The sequence below is a fragment of the Nocardia suismassiliense genome, assembly GCF_900269665.1.
Classification (GTDB): domain Bacteria; phylum Actinomycetota; class Actinomycetes; order Mycobacteriales; family Mycobacteriaceae; genus Nocardia; species Nocardia suismassiliense.
Genome location: NZ_LT985361.1, coordinates 6,799,859 through 6,823,358 on the forward strand (window position 1 = coordinate 6,799,859; position 23,500 = coordinate 6,823,358).

At 67.9% G+C, this 23,500-nt stretch carries 20 protein-coding genes; 11 read left to right on the forward strand and 9 right to left on the reverse strand.

The genetic code is table 11. From position 1 onward, the window contains the following. Positions 1–64: 64 nt before the first annotated feature. The 4 genes from hemQ to hemE all read right to left on the reverse strand — a co-directional run bounded on the left by hemQ (position 65) and on the right by hemE (position 4,648). Positions 65–760: a hydrogen peroxide-dependent heme synthase gene (gene hemQ / locus DBO33_RS30200; protein ID WP_107658093.1), complete on the reverse strand. Its 696-nt coding sequence runs from the start codon at positions 758–760 to the stop codon at positions 65–67. 417 nt (positions 761–1,177) lie between these two features. Beyond that, the gene (locus tag DBO33_RS30205; RefSeq protein WP_107658094.1) at positions 1,178–2,524 is read right to left on the reverse strand and encodes a protoporphyrinogen oxidase; all 1,347 of its coding nucleotides are present in this window, start codon (positions 2,522–2,524) and stop codon (positions 1,178–1,180) included. Positions 2,525–3,062: 538 nt separating this feature from the next. Beyond that, complete coding sequence (locus DBO33_RS30210) at positions 3,063–3,593, reverse strand: uridine kinase family protein (protein WP_107658095.1); 531 nt, start codon at positions 3,591–3,593, stop codon at positions 3,063–3,065. Further along, the gene (gene hemE, locus DBO33_RS30215; RefSeq protein ID WP_107658096.1) at positions 3,593–4,648 is read right to left on the reverse strand and encodes a uroporphyrinogen decarboxylase; all 1,056 of its coding nucleotides are present in this window, start codon (positions 4,646–4,648) and stop codon (positions 3,593–3,595) included. Before hemE ends, DBO33_RS30210 begins: the two co-directional genes overlap by 1 nt. 511 nt (positions 4,649–5,159) lie before the next feature. Between hemE and DBO33_RS30225 the strand changes: the two genes are divergently transcribed. Both DBO33_RS30225 and DBO33_RS30230 read left to right on the forward strand, forming a co-directional pair. Next, complete coding sequence (locus DBO33_RS30225) at positions 5,160–5,798, forward strand: DUF3000 domain-containing protein (protein WP_107658098.1); 639 nt, start codon at positions 5,160–5,162, stop codon at positions 5,796–5,798. A 139-nt stretch (positions 5,799–5,937) separates the two neighbouring features. After that, a complete protein-coding gene (locus DBO33_RS30230; RefSeq protein WP_107658099.1) occupies positions 5,938–7,230 on the forward strand; it encodes an HRDC domain-containing protein in 1,293 nt (430 codons plus the stop codon). Here DBO33_RS30230 and DBO33_RS30235 read toward each other — a convergent pair. Further along, positions 7,202–7,609 (reverse strand): SRPBCC family protein, encoded by a 408-nt coding sequence (locus DBO33_RS30235; RefSeq protein WP_107658100.1) that lies wholly within the window; start codon positions 7,607–7,609, stop codon positions 7,202–7,204. The two genes, DBO33_RS30230 and DBO33_RS30235, sit on opposite strands and share 29 nt — an antisense overlap. An 86-nt stretch (positions 7,610–7,695) precedes the next feature. On the opposite strand from DBO33_RS30235, the gene DBO33_RS30240 reads away from it, so the two are divergent. Next, entirely contained in the window at positions 7,696–8,274 is a 579-nt protein-coding gene (locus DBO33_RS30240; RefSeq protein WP_199856801.1) for a CGNR zinc finger domain-containing protein, read from the forward strand. 111 nt (positions 8,275–8,385) lie between these two features. Further along, the gene (locus DBO33_RS30245) at positions 8,386–9,033 is read left to right on the forward strand and encodes a PhzF family phenazine biosynthesis protein (protein ID WP_107660708.1); all 648 of its coding nucleotides are present in this window, start codon (positions 8,386–8,388) and stop codon (positions 9,031–9,033) included. Between the two features lie 86 nt (positions 9,034–9,119). Here the strand turns inward: DBO33_RS30245 and dxs are convergent, their stop codons facing one another. After that, the gene (gene dxs, locus DBO33_RS30250) at positions 9,120–11,048 is read right to left on the reverse strand and encodes a 1-deoxy-D-xylulose-5-phosphate synthase (protein ID WP_107658101.1); all 1,929 of its coding nucleotides are present in this window, start codon (positions 11,046–11,048) and stop codon (positions 9,120–9,122) included. Between the two features lie 167 nt (positions 11,049–11,215). Here dxs and glsA point away from each other — a divergent pair, with 167 nt between their 5' ends. Further along, positions 11,216–13,081: a glutaminase A gene (gene glsA, locus DBO33_RS30255; protein WP_407670548.1), complete on the forward strand. Its 1,866-nt coding sequence runs from the start codon at positions 11,216–11,218 to the stop codon at positions 13,079–13,081. Between the two features lie 104 nt (positions 13,082–13,185). Then, complete coding sequence (locus DBO33_RS30260) at positions 13,186–13,866, forward strand: SIMPL domain-containing protein (protein ID WP_107658102.1); 681 nt, start codon at positions 13,186–13,188, stop codon at positions 13,864–13,866. Positions 13,867–13,880: 14 nt separating this feature from the next. On the opposite strand, the gene DBO33_RS30265 is transcribed toward DBO33_RS30260, so the two are convergent. After that, the gene (locus DBO33_RS30265; RefSeq protein ID WP_107658103.1) at positions 13,881–14,177 is read right to left on the reverse strand and encodes a DUF1330 domain-containing protein; all 297 of its coding nucleotides are present in this window, start codon (positions 14,175–14,177) and stop codon (positions 13,881–13,883) included. A 103-nt stretch (positions 14,178–14,280) separates the two neighbouring features. Between DBO33_RS30265 and DBO33_RS30270 the strand changes: the two genes are divergently transcribed. The 3 genes from DBO33_RS30270 (at position 14,281) to DBO33_RS30275 (ending at position 17,144) form a co-directional block, all read left to right on the forward strand. After that, the gene (locus DBO33_RS30270) at positions 14,281–15,165 is read left to right on the forward strand and encodes a CPBP family intramembrane glutamic endopeptidase (RefSeq protein WP_107658104.1); all 885 of its coding nucleotides are present in this window, start codon (positions 14,281–14,283) and stop codon (positions 15,163–15,165) included. 338 nt (positions 15,166–15,503) lie between these two features. After that, on the forward strand, positions 15,504–16,118 hold the full coding sequence (locus DBO33_RS43130) for a hypothetical protein (RefSeq protein ID WP_159080604.1): 615 nt from the start codon (positions 15,504–15,506) through the stop codon (positions 16,116–16,118). Between the two features lie 222 nt (positions 16,119–16,340). Next, on the forward strand, positions 16,341–17,144 hold the full coding sequence (locus DBO33_RS30275; RefSeq protein WP_107658105.1) for an enoyl-CoA hydratase: 804 nt from the start codon (positions 16,341–16,343) through the stop codon (positions 17,142–17,144). A 918-nt stretch (positions 17,145–18,062) separates the two neighbouring features. Here the strand turns inward: DBO33_RS30275 and DBO33_RS30280 are convergent. Continuing rightward, positions 18,063–19,961, reverse strand: coding sequence for a TRAM domain-containing protein (locus tag DBO33_RS30280; RefSeq protein WP_407670549.1), 1,899 nt, complete (start codon positions 19,959–19,961; stop codon positions 18,063–18,065). Positions 19,962–20,001: 40 nt separating this feature from the next. Next, positions 20,002–21,990, reverse strand: coding sequence for an APC family permease (locus DBO33_RS30290; protein ID WP_107658106.1), 1,989 nt, complete (start codon positions 21,988–21,990; stop codon positions 20,002–20,004). A 160-nt stretch (positions 21,991–22,150) separates the two neighbouring features. Between DBO33_RS30290 and DBO33_RS30295 the strand changes: the two genes are divergently transcribed. Both DBO33_RS30295 and DBO33_RS30300 read left to right on the forward strand, forming a co-directional pair. Beyond that, entirely contained in the window at positions 22,151–22,816 is a 666-nt protein-coding gene (locus DBO33_RS30295) for a potassium channel family protein (RefSeq protein ID WP_107658107.1), read from the forward strand. A gap of 2 nt (positions 22,817–22,818) precedes the next feature. After that, a complete protein-coding gene (locus DBO33_RS30300; RefSeq protein ID WP_107658108.1) occupies positions 22,819–23,490 on the forward strand; it encodes a potassium channel family protein in 672 nt (223 codons plus the stop codon). Positions 23,491–23,500 lie beyond the last annotated feature (10 nt).

Consider the following 23,500-nt stretch of genomic DNA (forward strand, 5'->3'; position numbering starts at 1 on the left):
GAAGGGTACGTTTCCCAGCCCCGACCCGCACGCCCCGAAAACCCGGGGCTTGCCGGTCGGTAGCTCAGGGCAGGGCGTTGATGAGTTTGTCGATCTCCACGCGAGGGCCGGTGAAGAAGGGGACTTCTTCGCGGACGTGCAGGCGGGCCTCGGTGGCGCGCAGGTCGCGCATCAGGTCGACGATGCGGTGCAGTTCGGGGGCCTCGAAGGCGAGGATCCATTCGTAGTCGCCGAGGGCGAAAGAGCTGACGGTGTTGGCGCGCACGTCGGGGTAGCCGCGGGCGGCCTTGCCGTGGTCGGCGAGCATCTTGCGCCGCTCGTCGTCGGGCAGCAGGTACCACTCGTAGGAGCGGACGAACGGGTACACGCAGATGTAGTTGCCCGGATCCTCGCCGGCCAGGAACGCGGGCACGTGACTCTTGTTGAACTCCGCGGGACGGTGCAGCGCCACATTGCTCCACACCGGGGCGCTGGCCCGGCCCAGCTCGGTGGTGCGGCGGAAGTCGGCGTAGGCGGCCTGCAGATCCTCGACCTTTTCGGCATGCGTCCAGATCATGAAGTCGGCGTCGGCGCGCATCCCCGCCACGTCATACACACCGCGCACCACCACGTCACGATCGGCGAGACCCTCGAAGAACGCCCGCGCCTCCTTGATCGCGGCAGCCCGGTCCTCGCCGAGCACACCCGGCTGCACCTGGAACACCGAGAACATCAGGTAGCGAATAGTCGAGTTGAGTTCCTGATAATCGAGTCGCGCCATGCCCCCATCGTGCCACCCGCAGGATTGACTCTGCCCTGCGGTCCTGGTCACGTTCCGCCGCTGGGCGCCGGCGATTCAACGCCCTACTGGTAACCCGCATCCGCTGCTGAAATGGCTACCGCGCAGCCCCGCCCGTCGACGGCTCGCAACTGTGGTGGACTCACCTCGAATCACCAGCAGCGCTTCGCGCGCTAGCAGGGCAGCAATGCTCGGCGACGCTAGCAGGGCCGCCGATGCAGTGCGTTGGACAGCTTCAGAGACGAATCAGCTTGCGGCAGTGGCGATACGGCGGGGCAGTGGCATCGCCCCGATGCGGGCTTTCGGCGTGAGCGATACACGCCAGGGCGGGCGACGCCGTGCCGATGGTGAGGCAGGCGGGGACGCCCGCGCCGTGCGGAAGCCGGCCGCGAGTACGAGTCAGCTTGCGGCAGTGGCGATGCGGCGGGCGGCGGCGTTGCCTGTGGCGACGCAGGCGGGGACGCCGACTCCGTGTAGATAAGCACCGGCGAGGGCGAGTCCGTCGAGGGAGGCGACGGACTGTTCGATGGCGGCGATGCGGTCGATGTGGCCTGGGGCGTATTGGGCCAGGCCGACGCGCCAGCGTTGGACGACGGCGGACAGTGGGGGGATGGGGACGCCGGTGACGGTGGCCAGATCTTCGGCGGCGGCGGTGATGAGGTCGGCGTCGGACCAGGACAGGGTGGAGTCGTCGCCGAATTTGCCGAATGAGGCGCGGACCAAGGCTGTTTCGCGTTGGGCTAGGTGGGTCCATTTGCGGCTGGACAGCGTGAACGCTTTGGCGCGCAACGGTTCTCCGGTGGCGATCAGGATGCCCGAGTTCTGTGGGAGGTCGGTCTCGCGCGGGAGGGCAAGTGCGACAACGACAGACGAGGACAGCTCGATGCCTGCGAGTGCGGCGGCGGCGTCCGGTGCGACGGTGCCGAGCAGGCGGGCGGTGATCGGCGCGGGGGTGGCGAGCACGACGCCGTCGACCGCGCCGATCGGGTCGACCACCCAGCCGCGCAACCCGCGGGCGAGGCGAGTGGCCGGTGTCGCGGTGACGAATTTCGCACCGGATCGCGCAGCCAGCGCCTCCAGCAGTACCTGGTAACCGTCGCGCAGCCCACCGAACACCGGGGCGTCCGACGGCGGCGGCAGTGCGACGGATACCGCGTGGGTGAGGCTGGGCGCACCGTCGTCCAGCGCGGCGGCCAAGGTCGGCAGCGCGGCGCGCACCCCGATGGAGCGGGAACTCCCGGCGTACACCCCACCGAGCAGTGGATCCACGCTGCGCTCCACGACCTGGGCACCGAATCGGTCGGCGATCAAGCGGTACACGTCGACGTCCGCGCCGGGCTCCCAGGCCAGCGGCCGCCGCGGTTCGCCGGCGATCTGCTCGATCGTCGCCGCGTCGACCAGCCCCCGCATCGATTCCGCCGACGCCGGTATCCCCATCAAGGTCCGCTCGGGCAACGCATGCGCCACCCCGCCCGACCACACCAGTGGCCGCAACCCCGCGGGCGTCACCAGCTGCGTCTCCAGCCCGACCTCGCGCAGCAACTCCGGCACCTCGGGCCGCCGCCCGACGAACGCCTCCGCCCCGAGATCCAAAGGCCCCCCGGCTAGTTCACCGGTATAGAGAATCCCGCCCACCCGTTCGGCCCGGTCCAGCACCAGGATGTCCGCCGCAGGCCCCAGCAGCATCCGCAAACGATATGCAGCGGACAGCCCGCTGATCCCACCGCCGACCACAGCGATCCTCATAACCTGACGGTATCCCTCCCCCACCCGTCGCCCCCGACCGGTCCACCATCGCAGCGACGAGAGCCACACCCGAGTTCACCCCGCCCCGGGCGCTCTAGTGGGCGCCGACCACGCACAGCAACAGCCGCACCGGTTCGCGCTTGCCGCACCCGGCGCAGGTTCGGTTACGCAAGACGAACGAGGCTGCGCGCCGGTCCAGCGCGCAGCACCGCGCGGGCGACCTCGCGCGAACCGAAGTACCAGCGCCGTCGAGTAGCGGCGACACCCCGAGATACCCCTAGCCGGTGCGGACCCAAAACAAACAAGTGCGGATCAGGCGCACAGCATCAGTCGGACTGTTCCTCGAGATCCGCCCCCGTTGTACCTAGCGGGGTGCGAACCCCGCAACAAACAGCGCGGCTCACGCGAGAGCAACAGCCGCACCGCCTTTCGGGATCCGCACTGCCTCTGGGGTCCCTAGCCGGTGCGGATCCCGAGAATGGGTGCGACGTCTCCGGATCAGTTGAGGTCGGCAACGCCAGCGGCGCACGCGGGTGGGTTACGTGCCGCTCACGATGATGTCGACATGCTCGCGGGTGTTGTCGGTGGCAAAATGGTTGTCTTCGTCGGCCATCCACTGTTCCCACAACGGGAGCGCGGCAGACCCGTCGCGTTCGAGACCGCGCGCCAACCGCAGGGCAGGCGGGGTGTCGACCCAGATGGCCAGCGACAGCCGCGCTCGGACGGCGGCGCGGGCCGAGGACACTCCCTCCAGCACCACCACACCGCCCGGCGCGACCTCATGCCATTCGGCCAGCGCGCGTTGCTCCCAGTCGTAGCGCTGGTAGCGACCGGGCTCGTCGCGGCCGAGCGGTTCGAGCACTTGGCTCTCCAACCGCGGCCACCAGTTCAATGTGTTGTCCCACGACGCGAAGCTGTCGGTCGGCACCACGGGTGCGTCGCATGCGCGCGCGAGTTGCGCAGCCAGCGTTGACTTTCCGGCTCCACCCGGCCCGTCGATCGCGACCAACCTGGTCGAACCCAGGCGCGGCTCGCTCGCCTGCACCCGCGCCACGATCTGCGCGAGCACTACAGTTCGTGCACCAATTCGACGAGCGCCGTCAGCACACCGGGATCGGTGTCGGGCAGCACGCCGTGGCCGAGGTTGAAGATGTGGCCCGTGGCGCCCAACGTGATCGCCTCGTCGGCTTCCGCGGCGATGCGTCGCGCTTCGGTTTCCACCGCGGCCGAGCCGGCGAAGAGCACGGCGGGGTCGAGGTTGCCCTGCAACGCTTTTCCGGGTCCGACCCGGCGCACCGCGTCGGTGAGCGGCACCCGCCAGTCGACGCCGACCACGTCGGCCCCGGCCTCGCCCATCGCGCCGAGCAGTTCGCCGGTACCGACACCGAAGTGGATGCGCGGCACGCCCGCGTCGGCGACCTCGGCGAAGACGCGTTCGGAGTGGGGCAGCACGAACCGCCGGTAGTCGGCGAGCGAGAGCGCGCCGGCCCAGGAGTCGAACAGCTGCACGGCGTCGACACCGGCCGCCAGCTGAGCCTGCAGGAAGGCGATGGTGATGTCGGTGAGCGCACCGAGCAGCGCATGCCAGGTCTGTGGGTCGGCGTACATCATCGACTTGGTGCGTTCGTGGTTCTTGCTCGGTCCACCCTCGACCAGGTACGACGCCAGCGTGAACGGCGCTCCCGCGAACCCGATCAGCGGCGTCTCGCCGAGCGCGTCGACCAGCAGCCGCACCCCGTCGGTGACCGCGCCGACCTCTTCCGGGCGCAACCGCGGCAGCGCACGCACATCGTCGGCGGTGCGCACCGGCGACGCGATGACCGGCCCGACGCCCGGCACGATATCCAGGTCGATCCCCGCGGCCTTCAGCGGAACAACGATGTCGGAGAACAGAATCGCCGCGTCCACGCCGTGCCTGCGGATCGGCTGCATCGTGATCTCGCACACCAGCTCCGGATCGAAGCACGACTCGAGCATGCCGACACCCTTGCGCAGCTCGCGATACTCGGGCAACGACCGGCCTGCTTGCCGCATGAACCACACCGGACGCCGGCTGGGCGTCGCCCCGGTGGCGGCGGCCAAGAACGGAGCATCGGTCAGGCGGCGGCGGGTATGAGTACTCATCGATGCCCATCGTAAAGGGCCGCGATCGCACCCCCGCCCGCCCCGCCGCGGGGGTGCGATGGCCGACACAGACCACGCCCCGTCCCCCGCGGCATGCGGGATACGACGCTAGACCCCGCCGCCCCGTCCCCACCGCGGGCAGGCAATCACCGACACAGACCACGCCCTCGTGCCCGCAGCGGGCAGGCAATGGCCGGCACAGACCACACCCCGGTGGCCGCAGCGGTGTGAATGTCCGCCCCCGACCCCGACCGCTCCTGCCCGCTCGCGAGACTTGAAACGGATCACACCGAGCCGGATCGCGAACCGACGGATTTCGGCAGCGGTGATGTCGACCGCGGCCCGCCACTCGACGGCGCGCAGACCATGCCCGCACCCCTCGCACCACCCCGATTAGTGCGACACGCCGACGATCGCGGCGCGCGGAACCACGAAATGGCCCACGGACGCGGCACCGATACAGCGGCGCGCCTCCGACTGTGCCGGGTGCACTAGGTCTACCGTCCCCTTCGTGACACCGCTCGACTTCCGCGACGGCGCCGCAGCGACCGAGGGACCACATGGCGAGCCAGCTCAATTTCGCGCCGCGGTCGAGGCGATGGGCACCGCAACCGTGCACCCCCGGATCGAGCTGGCGCCGATCCGCCCGCCGCAACGTCTGGCGCCCTATTCGTACGCACTCGGTGCCGAGGTAAAACACCCGGAATCCAATGTGGTGCCGGTCGATTCGGAAGGCGACGCGTTCGGCAGGCTGATCCTGCTGCACGATCCGGACGGTGACGACGCCTGGCATGGCACGCTGCGGCTGGTCGCCTACATCCAGGCCGACATCGACGCCGCGCTGGCCACCGACCCGCTGCTGCCGGAGGTGGCGTGGAGCTGGCTGGTGGACGCGCTGGAGTCGCGATCGGAACCGTTCACCGCGCTCGGCGGCACCGTGACCTCGACGAGTTCGGTGCGCTACGGCGATATCGCGGGCCCGCCGCGGGCCCATCAGCTGGAGCTGCGCGCCTCCTGGACCGCGATCACCGACGACATGCGCCCGCACGTGGAAGGTTTCTGCGAGGTACTCGCCTACGCGGCCGGACTCCCCCCGGCCGGGATCACCGAGTTGCAGATGCGTTCGGACCTCTCGAAGGACCAGCGGTAGTCATCGGGGAAGACCAGCGGGCGATACGGCGTTGAGACCGACGAAAGCATCCATCGATTCCGTTGTTGTTCGCCCGCCCGACACACGGAAGCCCGATAGGACGACGACCGCCGCGGCACTGCACGTAAAGTTCAACAACATGTCCGTACCCGACGAATCCGAACCCACCGGCGCGCCACCCCTGCTCGCGCCCGTGGATGGCGTGCCTCCGGTACTGGACACCGCCGCTGAAATCGCCGCGACCGCCGCGCGTCTCGCCGCGGGCACCGGCCCGCTCGCCGTCGATGCCGAACGTGCTTCGGGTTTCCGGTATTCGGCGCGCGCCTACCTGATTCAGCTGCGCCGCGACGGTGCGGGCACGTTCCTCATCGATCCGATTCCGGTCGCCGACTCGCTCGCGCCGCTGGCCGACGCGATCAACGACCTCGAATGGGTATTGCACTCGGCGGACCAGGATCTGCCCGGCCTCGCCGAACTCGGCCTGCGCCCGCAGCGGCTGTTCGATACCGAATTGGGCGGTCGGCTGGCCGGTTTCGAACGCGTCGGGCTGGCCGCGATGGTGGAGAACCTGCTGGGTCACGCGCTGCGCAAGGGGCACGGCGCGGCCGACTGGTCGACCAGGCCGCTGCCCGCCGAATGGCTGAACTATGCGGCGTTGGATGTCGAACTGCTGCTGGAACTCCGCGACGCTGTTGCCGCGGAGCTCGACGTGCAAGGCAAAACCGATTGGGCAGCACAGGAATTCGAGCACGTCAGGACCACCGAACCGGCCCCGCCGAAAGCGGACCGGTGGCGGCGCACCTCGGGCATCCACAACCTGCGCCGGACCAGACAGCTCGCCGTGGTGCGCGAGCTATGGACCACCCGGGACGCACTCGCCCGCGGCCGCGACGTGGCGCCCGCCCGGATCCTGCCCGACGCCGCGATCATCGCGGCCGTCACCGCCGACCCGAAGACCATCGCGCAACTGCGCGCATTGCCGGTGTTCGGCGGTCCGCGGCAGCGGCGTTACTCCCGCGAGTGGCTGGCCGCCATCGACCGCGGCCGGACGATGCCGGACAGCGAACTACCGCCGCTGACCCAGCCGTTCGACGGCCCGCCCCCGGTGAACCGCTGGGAACGCCGCGACCCGGCCGCCGCCGCCCGGTTGACCCGCGCGCGCACCGCGATGGGTGAGCTGTCCACCGAGCACGCGATCCCGGTGGAGAACCTGCTCTCCCCCGATCTCGTCCGCCGCCTGTGCTGGGACGGACTGCCCGATTACGACCACGTCCCGGACTCGCCCGACGACCTGGCCAGCGCCATCGACGGTTTCCTCAAGTCCGGCGGTGCCAGGCCGTGGCAGCGCGAACTGGCCGTCCCGCGCCTGACCGAGGCGCTGACGCCGGAACCCGCCGAGCAGGTCACACCGCCGCCTCCTGCGTCTGTTTGAAGACGCGCAGACCTTCGTCCATTCCCGGGCTGAAGGCGTCCGCGAGTTCCGCGGGCAGCACGTCGTGCCGCCAGACGAACCGGGTGTGCGCGTCGCCGTGCGGGAAGACCTGCATGGACGCGTTGTTGTGCGCCGGCGTCCCGCTGCCGCCGATGATCGAGTACACGAAGCGTCGTTCGTCCTCGTCGAGAGTGATGAGCCGTTCCCGCATCGTCGACCCGTCGGCGAACTCGACCACGCGGACGTCCTGATCGTCGAGCTTGCTGCCGACGACGAACCCGGGTGCCATGCGGACCGGTCCGGTAACGAAATCGCGAATGATCGCCCAGATCTGGTCGGCGGAGGCTTCGATAATGAGCTCTTTCTTGACCGATGCCATGGGGCTCCTTGTGAGTTAGCTAACTAGCGTGAGCTGAACGCTAGTTAGCTAACTACCTACCGTCAATAGGTAGTTAAGATGGTTGGGTGCCAAGTGAAATCGATGCCACGGCTGAGCTCGCGCCGGTGCACCGGATCGTGGAGTTCGTCAACACCCGTCGCGCGAACGGTGACGGGCTCGGCACGCGCGAGCAGTTGACAAGCTGGTTGCACACGCACAATCTGCTTCCCCCTTCCGCGGCGGCCGATGCCGACGATCGTGAGCGCGCCGTCTGGCTGCGGGAAGGTCTGCGCGCGCTACTCGCCGAAAACAACGCCGAACCCGTCACCAGCCCACGCCCCGACGGCTTGGACCCCACGGCGCGAACCCAACTCGCAACGCTGACCGCCGCGCTACCGCTACGCCTCGACGTGACCAGCATGCCGCCACGTCTGGTCGCTCAGCCCCGCGAACCGGTCGACCACGCACTCGCCACCCTGCTCGCCGACGTAGCAACCGCCGTCGCCGCAGGCACCTGGCCGCGCCTCAAAGCCTGCCGAGAACCGAGCTGCCGCTGGGCGTTCTACGACCAATCACGCAACCACGGTCGCACCTGGTGCTCGATGAATGTGTGCGGCAACCGCGTCAAAGTTCGGGCCTCGCAGCGGCGGCGCGCTGGGAGTTGAGCGCTAGGGAACACTGGGTCGTAGCCAACGGGACATAAGGACGGCCTCTCTCGCACTTTCGCGCCACCATGTCCCGTTGATCATGAAGTCCCGTACTGGTTGGGTGATCAGGTGACTGAGTACGACGTACTGCGCGTCTTCTGCGACCCCGACGGCCGACACGGCAACGAACTCGGCGTCGTTCGCGATGGGTCCGCGGTTCCCGAAGTGGCCGAGCGCCAAGCTTTCGCCAGGAAGTTGGGGTTCAGCGAAACCGTATTCGTCGACGACCCCGTGCGTGGCGCCATCGACATCTACACGCCGACCGCGCGACTGCCCTTCGCCGGACATCCGTGCGTGGGTGTGGCCTGGCTGCTGGATGTACCCAGCTTGGTCACGGCTGCCGGCGTAGTCGACCCCCGGTCCGATGGGGAGTTCACTTGGATCAAGGCGCCCGCCGAATGGGCACCCCCGCGCACTCTTCGCCGATACGGTTCCGCGGCAGAGGTGGACGCGCTGCCGATACCGGAGCCGGGCGAGTGGATCTACGCGTGGGCCTGGCAGGACGAGTCCGCCGGCCGAATCAGAGCCCGCGCTTTCCCCGGCCGCGACGACGGTATCGATGAGGACGAGGCGACGGGCGCGGCGGCACTACTGCTCACGTCGAAACTCGGTCGCTCTCTGCATATTTCGCAGGGACGCGGTTCACAAATCGTCACGGCCCCGCGCGCGAACGGCCTCATCGAAGCGGGTGGGCGCGTAAGGATGGCGAGATCGTAGGAGATGGACCGCCCCGATCACCGGACATCCGTCGCGGTCAGCTCTCCGCCCGCACCCAGGTCAGCCAGAGTTCCAGCCGATCCCACTCACCGAGCGGCGAGCCACCCACCGATCCGCCGGGCGATATCGGGCGCGGTCAACCCGAGCTCCGCATGCACCTCACCCCGAGACGCGTGATCCAAGAACTGCTGCGGCACACCGAGATCACGGGTCGGGATGTCCAGACCGGAGTTGCGCAGGCGCGCGGACACGGTCGAGCCGATGCCACCGTGCAGTCCGCCGTCCTCCACTGTCACCACGAGCCGGTAGTTCTCGGCGAGCTTGACCAGCGTGTCGGAGACCGGAAGCACCCACCGCGGGTCGAGCACGGTGACCGAAATCCCTTCGGCCTCCAGCAGATCCGCGGCTTCCAGCGCCGGACCGGCGAAGGACCCGACAGCTACCAGCAGCACGTCACCGCGCACCGCCTGCACCGATCCACCACCGTCGAGCGCGGGTTCGGCACCGCTGCGCTCCCCGGCGGCCAGCCGCAGCACATCGACACCGTCGAGCCGTTCGACCGCCGAGATATCGTCGGCGACACTGCCTTTCGGGAACCGGATCGCGGTGGGTCCGTCGTTGATGGCAAGCGCCTCGGCCAGTTCCTCGCGCAGGGTCGCCGCGTCACGCGGCGCCGCCACCCGGATCCCGGGAATGATGCCGAGCACGGACAGGTCCCACATGCCGTTGTGGCTGGCACCGTCGGGCCCGGTGATGCCGGAGCGATCCAGTACGACGGTCACCGGCTGCTTCAACAGCGCGACGTCCATCAGCAACTGGTCGAAGGCCCGGTTGAGGAACGTGGAGTAGATCGCGACCACGGGATGCATGCCACCGAGCGCGAGCCCGGCTGCTGAAGCCATCGCGTGCTGTTCGGCGATGCCGACATCGAACATCCGCTCCGGGAACCGTTCGCCGAACGCCGCGAGCCCGGTCGGACCAGGCATGGCCGCCGTGATCGCGACGATGTCCTCGCGCCGTTCGGCCTGTGCGACGAGTTCCTGGGAGAACACCGCGGTCCAGCCGAGCGCCTTCGGTCCGCCCACGGGGACGCCGGTGAGCGGGTCGATCGGATCGCAGGCGTGCATCTGGTCGGCGATGTGATTCTCGGCGGGCGCGTAACCACGGCCCTTCTGCGTCACCGCGTGCACCACCACGGGACCGCCGAAGTCCTTGGCCCGGCGCAGCGCCGCCTCCAGCGCGACGATGTCGTGCCCGTCGACCGGGCCGACGTACTTCATCCCGAGGTCGCTGAACAGCTCCTGCGGGCTCACCGCGTCCTTTATCCCGGCCTTCACCGCGTGCATCATCGAGTACGCGGACTCACCGACCCGCGGGATGCTCTTCAGGATCCGCTTCCCGGTGTCGAGCGCGTGCTCGTAGGCGGGCTGGGTACGCAGCGCGGTCAGCCGGTCGGCCAGGCCGCCGATGGTCGGCGCGTAGGAGCGGCCGTTGTCGTTGACCACGATGACGACCGGACGGTCGGGCGCGCCCGCGATGTTGTTGAGCGCCTCCCAGCACATGCCGCCGGTGAGCGCGCCGTCGCCCACCACGGCGACCACGTGCCGGTCCTGGCCGCTGAGCGCGAACGCTTTGGCCAGGCCGTCGGCGTAGGACAACGACGCGGAGGCGTGCGAGGACTCCACCCAGTCGTGCGCGCTCTCGGCGCGGCTGGGGTAGCCGGACAGCCCGCCCCGCTTGCGTAGCGAGCCGAACTCGTCCTTGCGGCCGGTCAGGATCTTGTGCACGTAGGCCTGGTGGCCGGTGTCGAAGATCAACGGATCGGCAGGCGAGTCGAAGATCCGGGGCAGGGCGATGGTCAGTTCGACCACGCCGAGGTTCGGGCCGAGGTGCCCACCGGTCGCGGCAACCTTCTGCACGAGGAACTCGCGGATCTCGTCCGCCAGCTCACGCAGTTGCGGCGCGGTGAGCGGACGCAAATCTTCGGGCGTGTCGACCCGGGAAAGCACTCCCACCTGAACTCGCTCCCTCCGGATAGCGCATCTGATCCGATCAGTCTACGGAGCGGCGGGGAGTGCCCTCGTACGAGAACCGAACTGCCCCACCTTGCCACGACCACCACCAGCCGACATCGAACCGAAATGTGAGCCTCGGCATACGGTACTCGGCCTAGAGTGATCGTGTGGCCGAGGCCGGAGAGGCGATCGAGCGGACAATCGAACCGGGCGTCGTGTCCAGGATCGTCAACGACGTCTACCAGCTGTGCCGACCCGACGATTCCGGCGCGCTGGCCGACTACATTCCTGAACTGGCTGCCGCCCAGCCGGATTCGTTCGCGCTGTGTCTGGCCACCGCCGACGGGCGGGTCTACGGTACCGGCGACCTGGATACCTCGTTCACCATCCAGTCCATCTCCAAGCCGTTCACCTATGCGCTGGCCCTCGCCGATCGCGGCACCGCGTTCGTGGACGGACGCATCGATGTGGAGCCGTCCGGCGAGCCGTTCAACGAGATCAGCTTGGATCCGGTGACCGAGCGGCCGCGCAATCCGATGATCAATGCGGGCGCGATCACCGCTGCGGCGTTGATCACCGGCGACGACCCGGTCGAGCGTTTCGAGCGCATCCGGCGTAGTTTTTCGCGCTTCGCCGGACGCGAACTGAGCATGAACGAGGCGGTGTACGCCTCCGAGGCGCGCACCGGCTTCCGCAACCGCGCCATCGGCTACATGCTGCGCTCGTTCGGCATCATCGACTCCGACCCGGACGAGGCGGTCGACCGCTACTTCCGGCAGTGCTCCCTGGACGTGACCTGCCGTGATCTGGCGCAGATGGCGGCGACGCTGGCCAACAACGGGCGCAATCCGGTGACCGGGGAACGCGCGCTGTCGGCGGCGCTGACCGAGCGGGTGCTCAGCGTGATGACCACCTGCGGCATGTACAACGCGGCGGGCGACTGGGTGACGACGGTCGGCATGCCCGCCAAGAGCGGGGTCGGCGGCGGCATCGTCGCGGTGCTGCCCGGGCAGATCGGCATCGCCGTCTACTCCCCTCGGCTGGACGTGCACGGCAACAGCGTGCGCGGCGTCGCGGCCTGCCGGGAGCTCTCGAAACGGCTGGAACTGCACTTTCTGCACGTCACTCGAGCGGCGCGGACCGCGATCCGGGCCGGATACTCGGTGGCCGAGGTGCCGTCGCGGCTGCGCCGGACGACCGACGAGCTCGCCGTGCTGGCCGAGCACGGGCATCGGGCGCGGGTCTACGAGTTGCATGGAGACCTGTTGTTCGCGGGTGCGGAGAGCGCGGTGCGGACCATCGAGGAGCAGGCCGGTGAACTGGCGGCGCTGGTGATCGATCTGCGCCGGGTCGGTGAGGTGAGCACGATCGCAGTGCGGATGCTCGACAGTTTGGAGGCCGAACTCGCGGCCGTCGGGGTGCGGGTGGCGCTGGTCGATCCCGATGCCAAACTCGGGCACCTGGTGTCGAGTCTGGACCCGGACGATCCGCGGGGACGGGTGTTCATCGACCGCGACACCGCGACCGAATGGTGTGAGGACATCGTGCTGGACCGGCATCGGCCCGCGGACGAACCGGTGTGCACGTCGATCACCATCGAGGACCATTCGGCGCTCGCCGCGCTCGAACCGGATGATCGGGCGCGGTTGGCCAAGGAGTTCGAGGTGCACACCTATGCGCGCGGTGAGGTGATCGCGCAGCGCGGGAGCGAGCGGTCGGGGCTGTATCTGATCCTGGAAGGGCGGGTGCGAATCACCTTCGAGGGCAGTGATGCGCGGACGCACCGGCTGGTGAGTTTGTCGGCCGGGATGTCGTTCGGGGAGATCCCGATGCTGGTGGGGACGCCGTTCGTGAACGAGGCGCGGGCGGAGACGGGGGTGCGGGTCGCGGTGCTCGGTCCCGCGCGGTTCGATCAGCTCACCTCGCAGGCGCCGCAGTTGAAGCTCGCGTTGCTGGAGCGGTTGGCGGCGGGGGCGTATGCGCAGATGGATGCGGCGGTGCGGGCGATCGCGGTGCGTGGGGGCGACTATTGAGCGGGTTGTCCGGGACGCGACAACTATCCGTGGCGGGGACGATTGCCGGCTCTGCGCCGTTGACCAGATGAAGCGAGACCGACCCGTCGACAGAGGAGCATGCCGTGAATACGAAGTCCGAGTCCGCCGGTCCGGGCACCGTCACGATTTTCGGGAGCGGCACCGCCCGCGCGACCCCGGATTTGATGCGGGTCACGATTTCTGTCGAATGCCGGGCTGGCAAGGTTGCGCTCGCGTACAGCAAGGCCGGTGATCGGGTTGCCGCCGTCACCCATTCGCTGCGCTCCGACGGTGTCGAGAGCCGGGACATCGCCACCAGCGGGTTGTCTGTGCACACCGAAACCGTGTGGACCGAAGGGCAGGGCAATCGGATCACCGGGTATCTCGCCAGCACGTCGTTGACCATCTCGCTGCGCAATCTCGCTGAGGACGCCGACCCGGGTCCCGCGACGATCATCGCCAACGCCGTCGACGCGGGCGGCGACGACGTGCGTCTCGGCGGGTTGAATCTCACCTTCGCCGACCAGGAATCGCTGCTCGTCGAGGCGCGGGACGCGGCGTGGGAGAACGCCGTCGCCAAGGCGGAGCAGTTCGCGCGGCGGGCGGGGCGCACGCTCGGCGCGGTGCTCGAGATCACTGAGAACACCTCCGCCGCACCGCCTTCCATTCCTCGGATCAAAGCGATGGCGGTGTCGATGGACGCCTATGGTGCGGCGCCGGTGCCGGTCGAGTTGGGTGAGAGCGAGATCTCGGCGGGGATTCGCGTTACGTGGCAGATGGATTGAGCGAGGCGCGCCGTTCAGCGGTGACCGAGCCCCTTGATCAGCAGGGTCACAGTGTCGGCACCGGCGAGTCTGTCCTTCGAAATCTCCAGGTACTCCGGCGATTCCGCCCAGTCCCGGAACGCAGGCTCGTCGGGGAACGACATCAGCACCACCTTTTCCCGGTCCGTGCTGCCCTCGATGAGCTGCGGTGACTCGTCGGCGGCGAGCAGCGTGCCGGAGTAGCGAGTGAAGATGTGGAGGAAACGCGCCTGGTACCGGTCGTAGGCGTCCCGATCGGTGAACTTCAGTTGCGCGATCACATACACGGTCATGGCTGTGACTGTAAGGCCCGAAGAACTTTCGACATCGATGGAACCGGGCGGGCCGCTACCGCGTCCGAATAGGTAAGGCAGCACGCCGTCCTAAGGATGTCGGATGATCGCTCGGCGCAACGATTTCGTTCTCTTCCTGCTCGTCGCGATCGGTGCCGCATGGGTGCTGGCATCCGGGCCGTGGCTCGACGGTGCGGGGTTACGGTCCGGATTGTGGCTGCACACCGGTGCCGCGACGATGATGCTGTCTCCCGCGCTGGGTGTGCTGGCGGTGTGGTGGTATCGGCGGCTGTCCTGGTCGGCGCTGGTGGCGCAGAACGGGTTACGGCTCGGGCCGCGACCGCGGCGGACCGCGTGGTTGCTGGTGATCGCCTGGTTCGGGACGCCGCTGATCCTGTGGCTCGCCTTCGGACTGAGCGCACTGTTCGACGTGTATGTCTTCGAATTCTCGCGACCGGAGATCATCGCCGCCGTCATCATCGAGGCGGTCACCGTCGCCACCCTCAGCACCCTGCCGTTCGCGCTCGCCGAAGAGCTCGGCTGGCGCGGTTGGCTGATGCCGCAGCTCACCGGTCGCCTCGGACTCATCGGCGGAATCGTTGCCACCGGGGTGATCTGGGCGCTGTGGCACGCACCGCTGACACTGCTCGGCTACAACTATCCGAACCTCGGCGCCTGGGCCGCCGTCGCATTCATCGGATTCTGTGTGCCGTTCGGCGCCATCCTCGGCTGGCTGCGGATGCGCACCGGAAGCATCTGGCCGTGCGCCGTCGCACACGCCGCGTTCAACGGGAGTGCCATGGTGTTCGGTCTATTCGGTTCGACTACCTATGCGGCGAACCCACTGTGGGCAGGGTACGGATTCGTCGGCTGGGGTGTGCTCACGGTCATCGCCGTCGTGCTGTTCACGTGTTTCCCGGTTCGGCCGGTCACCGCCAGGACGAGATTCTTTGCGCTGGCGACACATTCGCAGCCATCGCTGGGATAAGCCATCGCCAGCCGTTGGCTCCCGAATTGCGGGAGTAGGCGAAGTCGACAGTGCGCCGCGAGCAGCGCGTTGCGGTTGCGGGCGACCAGCCTGGGGGGCCGGCCCGTCAGATGCCCCATCCCGGCGAAGCTTTGATCCAGCCGGGCATTGGGCGTTGATCTCACCATGCGGTGCCGCGAGCTCTGTTGTCGGACAACGAATCTCCGGCTGTCGCCGTGAACGCCTCTGACCAGGAGAAACATTGCCGAAAATGCCGTGACCGACCTGAACTGCCGGTAGCATTGTGGCTCGGAGGAGCGACTCCGAAGAATCCGCTGCCCGGGGAGGACGTGGATCTGATGACGATCGACGATGCGACATGCACGCCGCGGCGCAGGCTGCTGCGCATCGCAGTAGGTGCTGGAATGGCCGCTGTGGCCGCACCTTTGATGATCGAAAACGCTGCGCCCGCTTCGGCCACACAACGCCTATGGCGGAGATGTGCGCGTTGCCGCGGTCTCTGGTTCTCGGGCAACGGCACTCGCGGTGGTTGCCCGGCCGGCGACATCCTCGACGGCGGCCATCATGATGATGGAACCGGCGACTACATCCTGAAGGAAGACCCCGATGGTGGACAGGGCCAAAGCCAATGGTTCTGGTGCCGGAACTGTCAGGGGCTGTGGTTCTTCGGAAACAACACACCCGGGGTGTGTCCTTCACCGCATCTCCGGCCCGGGCATAACAATATCGGCTCTGGAACCTATCGGCTGGAAGATGTGACCCATCGCGACGGGCCTGGCGGAGAGGACAAGTGGCGCTGGTGCCGCAAGTGCTCGGGCTTGTTCTATGACGGCTACTCGCCGGGTGCCTCGGGTGTCTGTCCGGCCGACAAGCAGCACCACGACATCGTAGGCAGCGGTAGTTACGTTCTCCGTGACGCAGATTCGACCCGTTTGCCGAGACCGCCCTACTGATCTACCCGTTGCACAACACGATGCTTGCGTAATCTGCGGCCGAATCGGATCGATCGAAAGATGTTGCCGGACAGCGAACGGCCCTGAGCTATCGACTGCCGCGGCGATTCGAATCCTCGGACGATGCCGGCTGCGGAGCGCGCCACTTTTCCTGCGGCAGTTGGACGGGCACCACTTATATTGAGATGTCGGTGACGGTTTGGTTGCCGGTTAGGGGTTCGTATGTCGTTCGTGCTCATCGACACACCGCGACCGCACGTCGCCCTGGTCACGCTCAATCGCCCGGATCGCATGAACGCCATGGCCTTCGATGTGATGATTCCGTTGCGTGAGGCGCTGGAAGAAGTCAGCGCCGACAACGATATTCGGGTTGTGGTGCTCACCGGGGCGGGTCAAGGGTTCTGTTCCGGGGCCGATTTGCAGAGTGCGGGCAAGGTGCCCAATGTCGAGGGGCTCACCGTCACCAGCGTCGCGCGCCGGTCGATGGATCTGCTCAACGATGTGATGATCACCCTGCGGCGGATGAACCAGCCCGTGATCGGTGCGATCAATGGTGCTGCCATCGGTGGCGGATTTTGTCTCAGCGTCGCCACCGACATCCGAATCGCCGCCGAGGAAGCCTACTTTCGTGCCGCAGGCATCAACAACGGCCTCACCTCCGCCGAATTGGGCATCAGTTACCTGCTGCCCCGCGCCATCGGCGCCTCCCGCGCCTTCGAGATCATGCTGTCCGGCCGCGACGTCGACGCCGCCGAAGCCGAACGCATCGGCCTCGTCTCCCGCACCGTGCCCGCCGCCAAACTCCTGGAAACCTGCTACGACCTGGCCGACCGCATCATCAGCTTCAGCCGCGTCGGCACCGAACTCACCAAACGCATGCTCTGGAGCGGGATGGAAGCAGGCAGCTTCGAATCCCACATGCAACACGAAGGAACGGCCCAACTCTACGTCCGCCTCACCACCACCAACTTCGACGAAGCCATCCGCGCCCGCCGAGACCGCCGCCCGCCTGTCTACGACGACTAACCCCACCGAGCCAACTCCGCCAGCATGCCCCAAGGCGGCGACATCACGTGCCGAACGGGACATCACGGCCCTACTCGCCCTCCCCCGCCGACATGTCCCGGGACGGCGAACATTCCGTGCCGAGCGGGACACGACGGCAGGCCCACTCGCCCTCCCCGCCACCACGTCCCAAGGCAGCAAACATCCCGTCCCGAGCGGGACATCACGGCGGCCCTACTCGCACTTCCCCGCCACCACGTCCCAATGCGCCGAACACACCGCGCCGAGCGGGACATGGCGGCTGAACCACTCGTCCACTCCGCCACCATGTTCCGCAGCACCGGCCATACCGAGCGACATGCGACCCAACGCGACATGACGGCGGTCTCTCCCCGCCGCCACCACGTCCCGGGACGGCGAACATTCCGTGCCGAACGGGACATCACGGCGACCCCACTCGCACTTCCCCGCCGACATGTCCCAAAGCGCCGAACACACCGCGCCAGCGGGACATGGTGGCTGAACCACTCGTCTACTCCGCCACCATGTTCCGGAGGACCGCCCATATCGAGCGAAACACGCGCCAGCCCCAGCGTGAGCAACCTAGTCCACCTCGCAGCGCTCAGCCATCGGCAGACCGACCCGAACGGGACATCACGGCAGGCTCACTCGCACCTCCCCGCCGCCACTACGCCCCGCACGCCGACCCATCCCGACGACAGACCGACCCAATCGGGACATGACGGCGGCCCCACTCGCCCTCCCCCGCCACCACGTCCCAAGGGAGCAAACATCTTGTCCCGTGCGGGACATGACGGCGACCCCACTCGCACTTCCGCGCCACCACGTCCCGAGGCAGCGAACATTCCGTGCCGAGCGGGACATGTTGGCGGGACTATTCGTTTCCGCCACCATGTCGCGCGAGGGCTGACCGCAGCATCACTGGGAAGCTGGGCGCTCCAGGAGGGCGATGCATTCTACGTGGTGGGTGCCGGGGAAGGCGTCGAAGGCTCGGAGGTTGGTGAGGTGGTAGCCGGCGGCTTGGTAGAGGCCTAGGTCTCGGGCGAAAGCGGCTGGGTCGCAGCCTATGTGGACGATTCGGAGGGGGCCGGTGGTGGTGATGGCGGTGATGACGTCTTTGCCTGCGCCTGCTCGTGGGGGGTCTAGGACGATGACGTCGGGGGATGCGCCATCGACGCGTTCGGCGACCCAGCGTTCTACCCGTTGGGCGTGCAGGTCGACCCAGGGCAGGTCGCGTAGTGCGGCGGTGCCGTCGGCGACTGCGGGGCGAGATGATTCGACCGCGAGGACCGCGCCGGTCTGGCCTACCTGTGCGGCCAGTCGGGCGGCGAAAACACCGGCGCCACTGTACAAGTCCCAGGCCAAGCCGCCGGGACGCAAACCGGACCACTCGGCGACGAGATCCGAATAGCACTGTGCCGCACCGTGATGCGCCTGCCAGAAGCCTGTCGCCGAGACCTCCCACCGGCGCTCCGCCACATACTCGACCGCTCGCCCGGTACCGGAGATCAACCACTCCTCGCGCGACGCATGGGTAGCCGCCCGCCGAGCCGACGCACTGCGCCGCTCCCCGGCCTGCGGTGTCTCCAGCCGCCCGTCCGCGTCGTACCGCTCCGCGCCACGTTCATCGGCGCCACGCGACGCCGCGCGACCGTGCGGCCCAGCATCATCACGACCGCCCGCCGCATCACGCGACTTACCGCGTCCACCGCCGACGCGATCATCATTGCCGTGCCGATCTAAACCTTCGCGATGGTTGCCGTCAGCGGTATTACGGCCGCTCGACACATCGTCGTGGCTCCCACCGCCGGAATCCGGCCGACTCCCGCGCCGCGCATCACCCGCGCTCCAGACGCCGCCGATCTCACCCGGTCGGCGGCGATGGCCGCGGCCGGTGACACCCGGCACATCGTCGCTACCCGGCTTGCCGCTTGGGCGGCGACGGTTGTCCCGCTCGACTCCACCTCGCGCCTCAGCACCACGCCCGGCATCGGCCCGGTCCTCGCGCCCGCCCGGGTTGTGCGACTTCCGCCCACGCTCGTCGTCCCCGCGCGAGTTACCGGGTTCGGCCCCGGGCCGCCGGCGATCACCGCGCTCGGCACGATCACCTCGTTCGGTGCGACCCCGGCGGTCGCGACCGCGCCCACGGCGTTCCTCACCCGGCTCGGCCCGCTGCCATTCACCGGAGCGCGACCGCCGCTCCCCCTCGACCGCAGGCGCCAACTCGATAATGTGCCGCACCCCGTCACCATCCACGGCGATCACCAAATCCGCACCGGGCGTCCACAATCGATCCGCCACACCGTCGAGCGCCCCCGAAACCGGCTGCGGGCAGCGCAGATCCGTGATCACCTCGGTGCTGCGGTATCCATGAACCCCGGCTCGCCCCTCGGCATCAACGGCCAACCGGATCCGGGTACGCCACCCACCGGTGGTGTCACCGGCGCCGGCGATCGGTTCGACAACAACCTCCCGCTCGATCCCCGCAAGCCTGCGCAGCTGTTCAGCAACCACCGAAGCCTTAAGCGCCCGTTGAGCTTTCGGAGTCGCATAGGAGAAATCGCAGCACCCCGCACCACCCGGCCCGGAGACGGGGCAGGTGGCGGGAACGCGGTCCGGTGACGGTTCGAGGATCTCCACCGCATCGGCACGGCAGAACGACCCACCACGATCCTCGGTGACGCGCACCCGCACCAGCTCACCCGGCAACCCGTGCCGAACGAACACCACCCGGCCTTCATGCCTGCCCACACAGAACCCACCGTGTCCGGGCGGTCCGAGCCGGACCTCGAAAGTCGTGTCGCGCCAATCAGTCATGCCCACGCCTCGTCTGCACTCGTTTCCCGACAGGCAACTCTCATGTGCGGTCGTCGTAACCGCGGCGCACCGCACCGGGCGCGTTCACCATGCCCGGCGTCCGCGCCCGCGTCGACGAGGTCAACTGCCACGGCACGCTGGTCACCATCACTCCGGGCTCGAAAAGCAAACGGCCCTTGAGGCGCAACGCACTCTGGTTGTGCAGGATCTGTTCCCACCAGTGCCCCACCACGTACTCGGGGATGAACACGGTCACGACGTCGCGCGGCGAATCCTTGCGCACCCGCTTGACGTAGTCGAGCACGGGCTTGGTGATTTCGCGGTAGGGCGACTCGATCACCTTGAGCGGCACGGTGACGTCGCTCTTCTCCCATTCGCGCACGAGCGCCCTGGTGTCCGCCTCGTCGACGTTCACGGTGATCGCTTCCAGCGTGTCCGGCCGGGTGGCGCGAGCATAGGCCAGCGCGCGCCGCGTCGGCAGGTGCAGCTTGGACACCAGCACGATCGAGTGTGAGCGGCTGGGCAGCACGCCGTCCCACTCCTGCTCCTCCAGCTCGCGCGACACCGAATCGTAGTGCTTGCGAATCATTTTCATCACGATGAAGATCGCCACCATGGTGCAGATGGCGATGTAGGCGCCAGCGAAGAACTTGGTGATGAGCACGATGATCAGCACGGTGCCGGTCGCGCTGAGGCCGACCGCGTTGATCACCCTGGACCGCTTCATCCGCGACCGCTGTGCCGGATCGGTTTCTGTGCGCAACAATCGGGTCCAGTGCCGCAGCATGCCGGTCTGGCTCAGCACGAACGAGACGAACACGCCGACGATATACAGCTGGATCAGCTTCGAGACCTCGGCGCCGAACAGCACGACGAACGCGATCGCGGCACCCGACAGGAACAGGATGCCGTTACTGAAGGCCAGCCGATCGCCGCGAGTGTGCAGCTGCCGGGGCAGGTAGCGATCCTGCGCCAGAATCGACCCCAGCACCGGGAAGCCATTGAAGGCGGTATTGGCGGCGAGCACGAGGATCAGCGCGGTCACCGTCGTGATGAAGAAGAACCCGATCGGGAACCCGTGGAACACCGTCTCGGCGAGCTGCGCGATCAGCGTCTTCTGGTGGTAGCCGGGGGGCGCGCCGATCAGATCGTCGGTGTCGTGCGCGTACACGATCCCGATCTTCTGAGCGAGGATGATGATGCCCATCAGCAATACGATCGCGAAGGTGCCCAGCATCAGCAACGTGGTGGCGGCGTTGCGCGACTTCGGTTTACGGAACGCGGGCACACCGTTGCTGATCGCCTCGACACCGGTCAGCGCGGCACAGCCGGAGGAGAACGAGCGGGCGATCAAAAAGGCGAAGGCGAGGCCATACAGATGCTCGTCCTCCGCCTTCAGCCCGAATCCGGACGATTCCGCCTGTAGATCCTCGCCGAGCACGAAGATGCGGATCAGACCCCAGCCGAGCATGACGAACATGCCGACGATGAACGCGTAGGTAGGAATGGCGAAGGCCGTGCCGGACTCGCGGACGCCGCGCAGGTTGATCGCGGTGAGCACGGCGATCGCGACCACGGCGAACAACACCTTGTGCGTGGCGACGAACGGGATCGCCGAGCCGATGTTGGACGCGGCCGAGGAGATCGAGACGGCCACCGTGAGCACGTAGTCGACCAGCAGCGCGCTACCGACCGTCAGTCCGGCATTGGGCCCGAGGTTCGTCGTCGCAACCTCATAGTCACCCCCACCGGACGGGTAGGCGTGCACGTTTTGCCGATAGCTTGCTACGACCACCGCCATGACGAACGCGACGGCCAAACCGACCCACGGCGCGTATATATAGGCGGAGATGCCCGCGGCGGAGAGCACGAGGAAGATTTCTTCCGGCGCGTAGGCGACCGAGGACATGGCGTCGGAGGCGAACACCGGGAGAGCGATGCGCTTCGGCAGCAGGGTATGGCCAAGCGAATCACTACGGAAAGGCCTGCCCAGCAGCATTCGTTTCGCTGCCGTCGTCAACTTGGACACTGGAGCGAGCATAGGCCCCTCGATGGGTGCTCGCGCGCGTGGCTCGCAGGTTTGGGCGCGAGGCGAAGGGGGAACGTGGCCGTTGGAATGATTCGGCGGGTACCGTTCGACCGAACAAGAAGCAGACCGAACGCTTGGTTCCAGGAACGAGGTTGCACGGGTGTACGTAGTGATCATGGGATGTGGGCGCGTCGGGTCGGCGCTGGCCCGCGCCCTGGTCCGGGTCGGCCATGAGGTCACCGTGATCGACCGGGACCCCGCCGCCTTCCTGCGCCTCGGCCAGGACTTCACCGGCGAGCGGGTGACCGGCGTAGGTTTCGATCGAGATGTGTTGGTGCGGGCCGGAATCGAGCGGGCCGACGCGTTCGCCGCGGTCTCCTCCGGCGACAACTCCAACATCATCTCCGCGCGGGTGGCGCGCGAGATGTTCGGCATCGAGCGGGTGGTCGCCCGGATCTACGATGCGAAGCGGGCCGCGGTCTACGAGCGGCTCGGCATCCCGACCATCGCGACGGTGCCGTGGACCACCGACCGCTTCCTGCGCACCCTCATCGGGGACAGCAGCACCACCACCTGGCGCGAACCCACCGGCACGGTAGCTGTGACGCAGCTGACGCTGCACGAGGACTGGTATGGCCGGACCGTGCGCAATCTGGAACGCGACGTCCGGGTGCGGGTCGCGTTCATCCTGCGATTCGGTCAGGGCCTGCTGCCCGACAGCAAGACCATCGTGCAGGCCGACGACGTCGTCTATGTCGCCGCGACCTCCGGGTCCGTGGGTGAGGCCATCGCGTTGGCAGGCAAGCCCCCCGTGAGCGAGGACTGAACATGAAAGTGGCCATCGCCGGAGCGGGCGCCGTCGGCCGATCCATCGCCAGGGAACTCCTGCGCGGTGGACACAACGTCATGCTGCTGGAGCGTCAGCTCGACCACATCGAGCCGGAAGCGATCCCGGACGCCGTCTGGGTGCACGCGGACGCCTGCGAGCTCGCGTTGCTCGAGGACGCGGGACTGGAAACGTATGAGGTGGTCATCGCGGCCACCGGTGACGACAAAGCCAATCTGGTGCACAGCCTGCTCGCCAAGACCGAGTTCGGCGTGCGCCGGGTGGTCGCGCGGGTGAACGATCCGCGCAACGAGTGGCTCTTCGACGAGTCGTGGGGTGTCGATGTCGCGGTGTCCACACCGCGCCTGCTCGCCTCGCTGGTCGAAGAGGCGGTCACCGTCGGCGATCTGGTGCGCCTGATGACGTTGCGGCAGGGTCAGGCCAACCTGGTTGAGATCACCCTGCCCGGCGATACCGCGCTCGCCGGCAAGCCGGTGCGCACGCTCACCCTGCCGCGCGACGCCGCCCTGGTGACGATTCTGCGCGGCGGCCGGGTGATCGTGCCGCAGCCCGACGATCCGTTCGAGGGCGACGACGAACTGCTGTTCGTGACCTCGGTGGAGGCCGAAGAGGACCTGCGCGTCGAACTGGCCAACCACGGCATCAAGCCTTGACTCCCCGACA